Genomic DNA, 9,421 nt, shown 5'->3' with positions numbered 1-9,421 from the left:
GGGCGGGGGCGGCAGCGGCGGTCCGGGCGCGGCGGGGGCGGGAGGGGCAGCCGCGGGTTCGCCGGGGCCCGCGCCCGGCACGCCCGCGTCGGTGGCCTCGCTGAGCGCGGTGCACCCGGTCAGCAGCAGGGCCGTGCCCGCGGCCAGCAGCAGTTCCCGTCGTCGCACAGCGCCCACCTGCCCTTTCCCCCGCGGTACCGCGCCGGATGCCCCGGCCGGGTCAGCGGTCGTCGGTGCCGATTTCGCCGAATGCAGGGATGATAGGCCGGATGGCGGCGAACGCCCGGCACGTGCGAGCCGCCGGGCGGTGTCGCGCCCCGGAACGCGCGGGAGCCACGGCGCACGCCGGGCCCGCGGCGATGCGCCTACCGGGCGGGCACCGGGCGCAGCACGATCTCGGTGGGATGCCCGTCGCGCGGGGTCTCCACGGCCTGACGCACCGCACGCGCCACCGTCTCCGGGCGCAGGAACTCGCCGGGGTCGTACTCACGGCCCTCGCCCGCGACGATCTCGCGCTGCATGTCGGTGTCGATGCGGCCGGGATGGATGGAGGTCACCCGCAGCGCCTGCTCCTCCAGTCGCAGCGCGTCACCGAAGGCGCGCAGACCGAACTTGCTGGCCGCGTAGGACGCCCACCCCGCGTTCGCGCGCAGGCCCGCCCCCGAATTGATCAGCACCACATGACCGCCCGCCGCGCGCAGAGCGGGCAGCAGCAGCCTGGTGAGCTCGGCGACCGAGACGAGATTGGCCTCCAACGTCCGACGCCATTGCGCCACAGACGATTGCGCGACGGTGCCCAGATCGGCCACGCCCGCGTTGTGCACGAGCACGTCGAGCCTGCTGATCGGGGCCACCGCGGCGGCCACCGCCTCGTAGTCGGTCAGCTCCACCGGCCACGGCCGCGCGTCGGGCAGTTCGGCCAGGATCGGCTCCAGCGCCTCCTCGCTGCGCGCGCCGAGCAGCAACTCGTGGGTGGGGGCGAGCTCGCGCGCGATGGCGGCGCCGAGTCCTCGGCTCGCGCCGGTGATCAGAGCGGCGGGCTTGGGCAGGCTCGTGACTGCGGTCATGGCGCCAAGGGTAGACATCGCCCGAGCCCGGGGCAGACATCGCCAGGCCCCGGGGCAGACATCGCCACAGGGCCCGGCGCAGACATCGCCACAGGGGCCGGCGCAGACATCGCCACAGGGGCCCGGGGCAGATATCGCCGGTCACCGCCGCGGGCCGGAACACGCCGGAGGACGTCCCGGCGGACACGCGGATAGCGCGCTGCGTACATCCCCCGCAGAGCGGGCGAGTAAGCGCCCGGCAACGCAGAATGGAGCAATGGCACATCCAGGGTTCACCCCCACGCAACTCGCGGCGCGCGCCGCCTACCTCCTGCGTGGCAACGACCTGGGCACCATGACCACCGCAGCGCCACGCCTGTACCCGCACATGTGGAGCTGGGACGCCGCCTTCGTGACAGTCGGTCTCGCCCCGCTGAGCGTGGAACGCGCGGTCGTCGAACTGGACACCCTGCTGTCGGCCCAGTGGAAGAACGGGATGATCCCGCACATCGTCTTCGCCAACGGCAAGGACGGCTATTTCCCCGGCCCCTCGCGCTGGGAGTGCAGGCAGCTGGCCGCGCACGCGCCGGACGGGCCGGACACCTCGGGCATCATGCAACCGCCGGTGCACGCCATCGCCGTGCAGCGCGTGCTCGACCATTCGCGCAGGCACGGCCGCAGCACCAGGGCGGTGGCCGAGGAGTTCCTCAACCGCCGCTGGCCCGATCTGGTGCGCTGGCACCGCTGGCTGGCCGAGGCTCGCGACACCGAGGCCACCGGGCGCGTCACGCTCTACCACGGCTGGGAGTCGGGAATGGACAACTCCCCGCGCTGGGATCGCGCCTACGCCAATGTGGTTCCCGGCGACCTGCCGCCCTACGAGCGGGCCGACGTGCTTGTGGTCTCCGATCCCACCCAGCGTCCCACCGACCGCGAGTACGACCGCTACCTGTGGCTGGTCGAGCAGATGCGGCGGGTGGGCTACGACGACGACCAGCTGCGCGAGACCATGAGTTTCGCGGTGCAGGATGTCTTCGTCACCGCCATCTTCGCCCTGGCCTGCGAGGTGCTGGCCGACATCGGCGAGGAGCACCGGCTCGCCCACGCCGATGTGCGCGACCTGCGGGCCTGGGCCGACCGTTTCCGCAACGGCGTCATCGCCACCACCGATCCGCGCACCGGCGTGGCCCGCGACTTCGACGTGCGCCTGCAGAAGCTGATCAGCACCGAGACCATCGCCGGTTTCGCACCGTTGCTGTGCGGCGGGCTGCCGCGCGCCACCGAACGCACGTTGCTGCGGCTGTTCGAGGGCCCGCGCTTCTGCGGCCACCCCGATCTGCGCTACGCGCTGCCGCCGTCCACCTCGCCGATCTCCAAGGACTTCCGTCCCCGCGAGTACTGGCGCGGCCCGGTCTGGCCGGTGATGAGCTGGCTGTTCTCCTGGGTGTTCGCCCGGCGCGGCTGGGCCGAGCGCGCCCACCATCTGCGGGCGGAAGGGTTGCGCCAGGCCGCCGACGGCAGCTTCGCCGAGTACTACGAGCCGTTCACCGGCGAACCGCTGGGCAGTATGCAGCAGTCGTGGACGGCGGCCTCGGTTCTGGACTGGCTGGGCTGACGGTGTGCAATGCTGCGTATGCAATGCTGCCTGTGCGATGCGCGATGCGGCCGGACATCCTGTGAAGTCGACATTTGTATGAAGCGTCAGAACCTCGACAACGCGGTCGTGCTCTCGGCGACCGGCCCGCTCCGTCCCCCGGCCCTGCACATGGAGGTCGCGGGCGACGACCGCATGCTGCTGCGCCAGCACGGTCTGGCGATCCTGCTCGGCCGTATCGACGCCGCGCGCACCGGCGTCGAACTGTTCCGCCGGGATGGTTTCCGCTCCCCCTTCCCCCGACTGGAGCCGGCGGCGCAGGCCGGGCCGGAGACCGACGCCCGCTGGCTGTCCTGCTTCGCCGACCTGCTGACCGGCGCGGACAACTCCCCGCTGCACCCCGGTCGCTGGCTGCTGGAACCCCGCAGGCGGCTGACGCCGGGCAGCTGGGCGGGTGAACTGGTGCGCGACTGGCCGGGCGGCTATCTGAACTGGCGGCGCGGCTGCACCGCGGTGGTGCCGCTGCGTCCGCTGACCGAGCCCGACGCCCCGTGGATGCCCGCCCTGCGGGAAGGCGCACGGGCGGGGGTGCTGGCGCCGGTGCTGCTGTGGGAGGTCTCCGGCCTGGACGGCTGGGTGATCCTGGACGGTCACGACCGGGCTGTCGCCGCGCTGGCCGAGGACCGCGAACCGGCGGCGATCGTGCTGGCGCGCGGCTGGAGCACGGCCAGGCAGACCGAGGCGATCCTCGGCACGGTCGACCACCAGCGCAAGGTGCTGGCCGGGCTGCGTGACGACCGCGCCCGCCGGGCCGCCGCCGAGCGGATGGGCGCGGGCATGGCCCGTTTCGCCTACGGCCATGAGCGGACCATGGCCTGGCCGGTGCCGGGCGGCGTCGCCGGCTGGACGGAGGCGCTGATGGACTATCGCGGCGCGCAACGCCTCCTCCCGGAACCCGGACACTCCCGCGACGACACACCAGCAACACTGGTCACAGAGCTAACCAGTAGCTATCGTTCGCGGACATGGACTCCCGCTCCCGGAGATCGACCCGCGCACTGATGCTGTCGGCGCTCGCCCTCGGCGCTGTCCTCCCGGCGACCGTGTCCGCGCCCGCCGCCGCTGCCCCGACCGGCCCCGACGTGTCCTCCTGGCAGCACACCGGCGGCAGACTGATCGACTGGTTCGCCGTCCGCCGGGCGGGCCACCCGTTCGCCATGGTCAAGGCCACCGAGGGCCTGAGCTACGTCAACCCCTATTTCGTGCCGGACTCGCTGATGATGCGCGCCGCCGGGGTGGCGCGCGGCACCTACCACTACGCCCGGCCCGAACTGCCGCCCGAGCCGCAGGCGGTCTTCTACGCCGCCACCGTGCTCGGCCAGAACGGTCCGCTCGACCTGCCGCCGGTGCTGGACCTGGAACACTCCGGCGGCCTGTCGCCCGCCGCGCTCATCGACTGGACGCACCGCTATCTGAACACGGTGCGCGCCCTCACCGGCCGGATGCCGATCATCTACACCTATCCGGTGTTCTGGCGCACCGCCATGGCGGACACCGACCAGTTCACCCGGTACCCGCTGTGGATCGCCGACTATCGCGGCAACCCCGCCCCCGAGGTGCCGGGCGGGTGGCCGACCTGGACGTTCTGGCAGACCACCGATCGCGGCTCCATCCCCGGCATCGCGGGTCCCACCGACATCAACGTCTACAGCGGCGCGCAGGGCGATCTCGGCCGCTGGGCCAATATGAGCGGGCTGTTCGGCAGCAGCTGAACGCGCCCCTCACACGCCGATGCGGCCGCCGCCGGAGCGCCACACCGCCACCACGGCCGGGCGCGGTTGCGAGCCGCCACCGTCGGGCCAGTGCGAGCTCGGGGCGTCGGCGGTGGCCTCGTCGTCCTCGCCGGGATGTTGCACGCACACCAGCACCCTGGCCTCGGTGATCACCGGACCGCACGTCTCCGCCCCCTTCGGCACGGTGAGGAACTGCCTGGTCTCGCCCCGGTTCGGGCCCTCGAGCACCACCGAGAACAGCCCGTCGTTGGCCTCCAGCGCGTTGCCGTCGGTGGAGATCCACAGGTTGCCGTAGGGGTCGAAGGCCAGGTTGTCGGGGCAGGAGATCGGGCTGACCCGAGATTTGTCGAAGCCGCCGTAATAGCTGTCCGCCGCCACCGGGTCACCGCAGACCAGCAGCAGCGACCAGGTGAACTCGGTGCCCGCGTGGTCGTCGACGATCTCGAGCACCTGGCCGTTCTTGTTCAGGTGGCGCGGGTTGGCCTCGTCGGCGACGGGCTTGCCCTCGGTACCGCGCTTGTCGTTGTTGGTCAGCGCCACGTAGACCTTGCCGGTCACCGGGCTTGCCTCGAAGTCCTCCGGGCGGTCCATCTTCGTCGCGCCCACCGCGTCGGCGGCCAAGCGGGTGTACACCGCGACCTCCTCGGCGGTGAAGCCCTCCACCAGCGAGCGGCCCTTGCCGTCCTCGCCGGTTTCCAGCAGCGGAATCCAGCGGCCCCTGCCGCGGAAACCCTCGGCGGGCATGGCGCCGGAACCGTCGATCTCGTCGGCGTGGTCGCCGCTCACCTGGGCGACGTACAGCGTGCCCGCGTCCAGAATGGTCATGTTCGCCCGGCGGGCGGCGGCGCCGGTGCCCGGCTGGACGCGGCGCGAGGAGACGAACTTGTACATGTAGTCGAAGCGCTCGTCGTCGCCGGTGTAGGCGACCACGGTGCCGTCCGCCGTGACGTGGATGGTGGCGCCCTCGTGCTTGAACCTGCCCAGCGCGCTGTGCTTGACCGGCACCGAGTGCGGGTCCCACGGGTCGATCTCGACCACGTAGCCGAACCGGTTGGCCTCGTTGGGTTCTCGCGCCAGGTCGAAACGCGGGTCGCGACGTTCCCACTTGTGCGCGGTGGCGCCCTCGGTGAAGCCGTAGCGCCGCAACGCGGCGGCGGCCCGTTCGCCGGTCACCGCCTGGGCCTCGGCGAAGTAGCCGTGGAAGTTCTCCTCGCCGGAGAGCACCGTGCCCCACGGCGTGACGCCGCCCGCGCAGTTGTTGATCGTGCCGAGCACTGTCGTGCCGGTCGGGTCGGCGGTGGTCCGTACCAGGTCGCTGCCCGCGGCCGGGCCGGTGAGCAGGAACTCGGTGTCGACGGTGATGCGGCGGTTGTACCGGCCGAAGGCGGGTGTCAGCGCGCCGGAGCCGGATGCGCCGTGCACCTCGACCACGCTCAGTCCGTGCGCGGCCATGGTGATCGCGATCTGCTCGTCGGTCGGCGACTCGGGGTCGTAGCCGCGGAACATGGCCGGGCCGGTGGTGTATTCGTGGTTGACCACCAGCAGGAACCTGCCCGGCTCACCGTCGATCGGCAGCAGCGCGGCGAAGTCGTTGTTGTAACCGAACTGCCCGCTCTGCGCCTCGGCGGTCTGACGGTCGAAGTCGAAGCCGGGGGCGTCGGGCAGCACCGGGTCGCCCCAGCGGATGACCACGGCCTGCTCGTATCCCTCGGGGACGACGACCGCGTCCTCGGTGTTCGGGGCCACCGGGGGGAAATCCGTGCCGGGGATCGCCCCTTCCCCGGCCCCCGCCGCGACGGAATCGTCGCCACCGCACGCCGCCAGCGCACTGCCCGCGCCCACCGCCAGCACCGCCGCCGCGCCGGCTTTGAGCAGCCCGCGCCGGTTGAGCGAGGAGACGATGTCGCCGAAGTAGGGATTGGCGGAGGTGTTGGGGACTTCGTGGAAACAGGCGTTGGCGCACTTGTACTCGCAGGTCGTCCTCGACCGGGACGAGCGTCCGTCGTGGGTGACGAAGAGGGCGAGAGGCTTCACGATCACTCCTGATTGAGGGCTGTTCGCGCACCGTAGACGCCGTAGGCGAGGCGCGGGCGTCACCGTGGTGAACGGCCGGCCAACGTCGCGCGCCCACCTGTCATCCCGTGCCACGCGCGCGATCCGAGCCGCGCTGACGCGCGCCGGGCCCGCGGCTAGGGTGGGTGGATCGAGAATCGGTCGGAAACTTTCTCCGGCGAGGTGTCGATCCGGCCGCGGCCCGTTCGACCTTGTGGTGAGGGGCCCACGAGGGGCCCGGCGAACCGAGGAGCACACCATGAGCAAGTACATGCTGATCTGGCGGCCGACCGACGAGGCGCTGGCCGCGATGTCGGAGATCCCGTTCGAGGAGATGCTGGAGAAGGTGGGGCGGTTCAACGACGAGCTGATCCGCGCGGGCGTGCTGCTGGCCGCCGAAGGCCTCGAGGACCCCGCCGAGGGCGTGGTCCTCGACTTCACCGGCGACACCCCGGTGGTCACCGACGGCCCCTACGGCGAGACCAAGGAGCTGTTCACCGGCTACTACATCATCGACGTCGCGTCCAAGGAGGAGGCGATCGAGTGGGCCAAGCGGGCGCCCAACCAGCGGGGCAGCAGGATCGAGATCCGGCGCATCCCCACCATCGACGAGTTCCCGCAGGACAACGAGTGGGTCGCCAGGGAGCGCGCCTGGCGCGAGGAGACCGGCCAGCTGTGACCGGCGGCGGCGTCCGTCGCACCGTCGAGGCGGTGTGGCGCAGCGAGTCCGCCCGGATCGTGGGCGGGCTCGCCCGCTACACCGGCGACGTCGAACTCGCCGAGGATCTGGCCCAGGAGGCGCTGGCCGAGGCGCTGGTCTCCTGGTCGGTGGACGGGGTGCCGAGGGAACCGACCGCCTGGCTGCTCACCGTCGGCCGCCGCCGCGCCGTCGACGGCTTCCGCCGCCGCGCCCGCCTCGACGCCAGGTACGCCGAACTCGCCGCGCACCTGTGCGAATCCGTCGAAGACGACCTGTTCGATCCCGAGCGCATCGACGACGACGTGCTCGCCCTGATGTTCGTCGCCTGCCATCCGATCCTCGGCAAGGAGGCCAGGATCGCGATGACGCTGCGGGTGGTGGGCGGCCTCACCAGTCAGGAGATCGCACAGGCCTTCTTCGTCCCGGTGTCCACCGTGCAGGCGCGCATCACCCGCGCCAAGAAGGCGCTCACCGCGGCCGGCGTGGCCTTCGAGGTGCCCGACACACGGCAGCGGCGGGAGCGCCTCGGCTCGGTCCTCCAGGTGATCTACCTGATCTTCACCGAGGGCTCGTCGGCGTCGGCCGGCGAGACCTGGCTGCGCACCGACCTGGCGGGCGAGGCCCTGCGGCTGGGCCGCGTGCTGTCGCGCCTGGCCCCCGAACCGGAGGTCTTCGGCCTGCTGGCCCTCATGGAGCTGACCGCCGCCCGCTTCCCCGCCCGCATCGACGCCGCGGGCAGGCCGGTGCTGCTCGAGGACCAGGACCGCACCCGCTGGGACCGTGCCGCCATCCGCCGCGGCCTGGCCGCCCTGGAGCGTGCCCGCGGCGAACGCGGTCTCGGCCCCTACGCCGCCCAGGCCGAGATCGCCGCCTGCCACGCGCGAGCGCCCTCGGTCGCCGAGACCGACTGGGCGCGCGTCGTCGCCGTCTACGACGCGCTGGTGCGGGCCACCGCCTCACCGGTGGTCGAACTGAACCGTGCGGTGGCGGTGGCCATGCTCTCCGGGCCGGAGGCCGGGCTCGCCCTGGTCGACGGGATCGAGCTGCCCGGCTCGCACCTGGTGCCGGCCGTGCGCGGGGAACTGCTGGCCCGCTCCGGGCGGACGGCGCGGGCCCGCGACGAATATCTGCGGGCGGCGAAGCTGTGCAACAACGCCGCCCAGCGGTCGGTGCTGGAGGAGAAGGCCGCCGCGCTCGGCGGGTGAACACGCCGGATTCAGGCGTTCACCGGGACGCTCAGCACCACCTCGTGCTCGCCGCCGGGCAGGTAGTGCACCTGCACGATCCGCCCGAGCTGCACATTCGCCACCCCGGCCGGGGGCAGGAACTTCGCGGCGCGGGTGTGGAAGATGCTCCCGTCGGGTCGGGTGACAGCCAGGCCGAGCACCACCTCGGTGAACCCGTCACGGATCTCGCCGGTCACGTCCAGCGACCGGACGACCGCCTGGGCGGCGATGCCGCGCGCGGCGATGTCGAGCTTGGCCGGGGTGGTGAAGCCCTTGCGCAACATGGACTCGTTCATCGCCTGCTGTGCGGCGGCGCTGTTGCCGGACAGGTCGACGCGCACCGAACCGTTCGGCAGGTAGCGGACCGGCAGCACCACGCCGGGCCGCAGCAGCGCCAGCTCGGTCAGCGGCACCACCATCCTGGCCGAGGCGGGGAACACCTTGCCGTCCACCCCTTCCACGCTCAGGTCGATGCGGACCATGGGCCGGTCGTTGACCTGCACCCCGGTCTCCCCGACCGCCCGCACGGTGCCGAGACCGACGGGGGCGGTGCGGAAGTCGCCGGAGTTGCCGCCGGTCAGCGCCGCGGCCAGGTCGCCGCCGAGCAGACCGCCGAACAGGCCGCCGCCGAACAGGCCGCGCGAGGTGAAGGTGAAGACCGTGCTCACCGCCACGAACGCGAGGATCGGCAGGGCGAGGTAGGCGTTCATCCAGGCAGTGAGGCCCGGCTCCCAGGGCGAGCTGGGCTGGTAGGTCACACCGTGCCAGAAGTAGGCGCCGACCGCGAGGACGGCGACGACGAGCACGGCGATGCGAAGGGTGCGGACCATGGGGACTCCTCGAAAGTGTGTGGTGGACCGGATGTTCCGGGTTCCTGGCCACCCCCGCGGGGCAGCGGGGGGGGGGGCGGGGGGGCCGGGGCGGGGGGCGGGGGCCGGGGGGCGGGGCGGGGCCCCGCAGGCCGCGCCGGCGGGAGGGGGAGGGAAGGGGGCGGGGGGGGGGGGGCGCCA

At 72.5% G+C, this 9,421-nt stretch carries 8 protein-coding genes; 5 read left to right on the top strand and 3 right to left on the bottom strand.

The features are described from left to right. Positions 1-365 precede the first annotated feature (365 nt). Positions 366-1,067 (bottom strand): SDR family oxidoreductase, encoded by a 702-nt coding sequence (locus QH283_RS30120; protein WP_280506297.1) that lies wholly within the window; start codon positions 1,065-1,067, stop codon positions 366-368. A gap of 256 nt (positions 1,068-1,323) precedes the next feature. On the opposite strand from QH283_RS30120, the gene ggh reads away from it, so the two are divergent. The 3 genes from ggh to QH283_RS30105 all read left to right on the top strand — a co-directional run bounded on the left by ggh (position 1,324) and on the right by QH283_RS30105 (position 4,412). Beyond that, on the top strand, positions 1,324-2,661 hold the full coding sequence (gene ggh / locus QH283_RS30115; RefSeq protein ID WP_280506296.1) for a glucosylglycerate hydrolase: 1,338 nt from the start codon (positions 1,324-1,326) through the stop codon (positions 2,659-2,661). A gap of 78 nt (positions 2,662-2,739) precedes the next feature. Beyond that, the gene (locus QH283_RS30110; RefSeq protein ID WP_280506295.1) at positions 2,740-3,702 is read left to right on the top strand and encodes a hypothetical protein; all 963 of its coding nucleotides are present in this window, start codon (positions 2,740-2,742) and stop codon (positions 3,700-3,702) included. Then, entirely contained in the window at positions 3,666-4,412 is a 747-nt protein-coding gene (locus QH283_RS30105) for a glycoside hydrolase family 25 protein (RefSeq protein ID WP_432420810.1), read from the top strand. The genes QH283_RS30110 and QH283_RS30105 overlap by 37 nt, the downstream gene beginning before the upstream one ends. 9 nt (positions 4,413-4,421) lie before the next feature. On the opposite strand, the gene QH283_RS30100 is transcribed toward QH283_RS30105, so the two are convergent. Further along, a complete protein-coding gene (locus QH283_RS30100; RefSeq protein WP_280506294.1) occupies positions 4,422-6,473 on the bottom strand; it encodes a PhoX family protein in 2,052 nt (683 codons plus the stop codon). Between the two features lie 271 nt (positions 6,474-6,744). On the opposite strand from QH283_RS30100, the gene QH283_RS30095 reads away from it, so the two are divergent. After that, entirely contained in the window at positions 6,745-7,164 is a 420-nt protein-coding gene (locus QH283_RS30095) for a YciI family protein (protein ID WP_280506293.1), read from the top strand. Further along, positions 7,137-8,390: an RNA polymerase sigma factor gene (locus QH283_RS30090; protein WP_280506298.1), complete on the top strand. Its 1,254-nt coding sequence runs from the start codon at positions 7,137-7,139 to the stop codon at positions 8,388-8,390. Before QH283_RS30095 ends, QH283_RS30090 begins: the two co-directional genes overlap by 28 nt. Before the next feature lie 11 nt (positions 8,391-8,401). Here the strand turns inward: QH283_RS30090 and QH283_RS30085 are convergent, their stop codons facing one another. Then, positions 8,402-9,241 carry a hypothetical protein gene (locus QH283_RS30085; RefSeq protein WP_280506292.1) on the bottom strand — a complete coding sequence of 280 codons (840 nt, stop codon included), beginning with the start codon at positions 9,239-9,241 and terminating at the stop codon, positions 8,402-8,404. Positions 9,242-9,421: the final 180 nt, after the last annotated feature.

Origin of the sequence: Nocardia farcinica (assembly GCF_029867845.1) — a bacterium.
Lineage (GTDB): Bacteria > Actinomycetota > Actinomycetes > Mycobacteriales > Mycobacteriaceae > Nocardia > Nocardia farcinica_A.
Note: the sequence above shows the minus strand (reverse complement) of the source record. Positions and strands in the feature narration are given on the sequence as shown.

Bases quoted from the DNA above. Each gene is read 5' to 3' on its own strand.
- QH283_RS30120 (WP_280506297.1), bottom strand. From the start codon at position 1,067: ATGACCGCAGTCACGAGCCTGCCCAAGCCCGCCGCTCTGATCACCGGC.
- ggh (WP_280506296.1), top strand. From the start codon at position 1,324: ATGGCACATCCAGGGTTCACCCCCACGCAACTCGCGGCGCGCGCCGCC.
- QH283_RS30110 (WP_280506295.1), top strand. From the start codon at position 2,740: ATGAAGCGTCAGAACCTCGACAACGCGGTCGTGCTCTCGGCGACCGGC.
- QH283_RS30105 (WP_432420810.1), top strand. From the start codon at position 3,666: ATGGACTCCCGCTCCCGGAGATCGACCCGCGCACTGATGCTGTCGGCG.
- QH283_RS30095 (WP_280506293.1), top strand. From the start codon at position 6,745: ATGAGCAAGTACATGCTGATCTGGCGGCCGACCGACGAGGCGCTGGCC.
- QH283_RS30085 (WP_280506292.1), bottom strand. From the start codon at position 9,241: ATGGTCCGCACCCTTCGCATCGCCGTGCTCGTCGTCGCCGTCCTCGCG.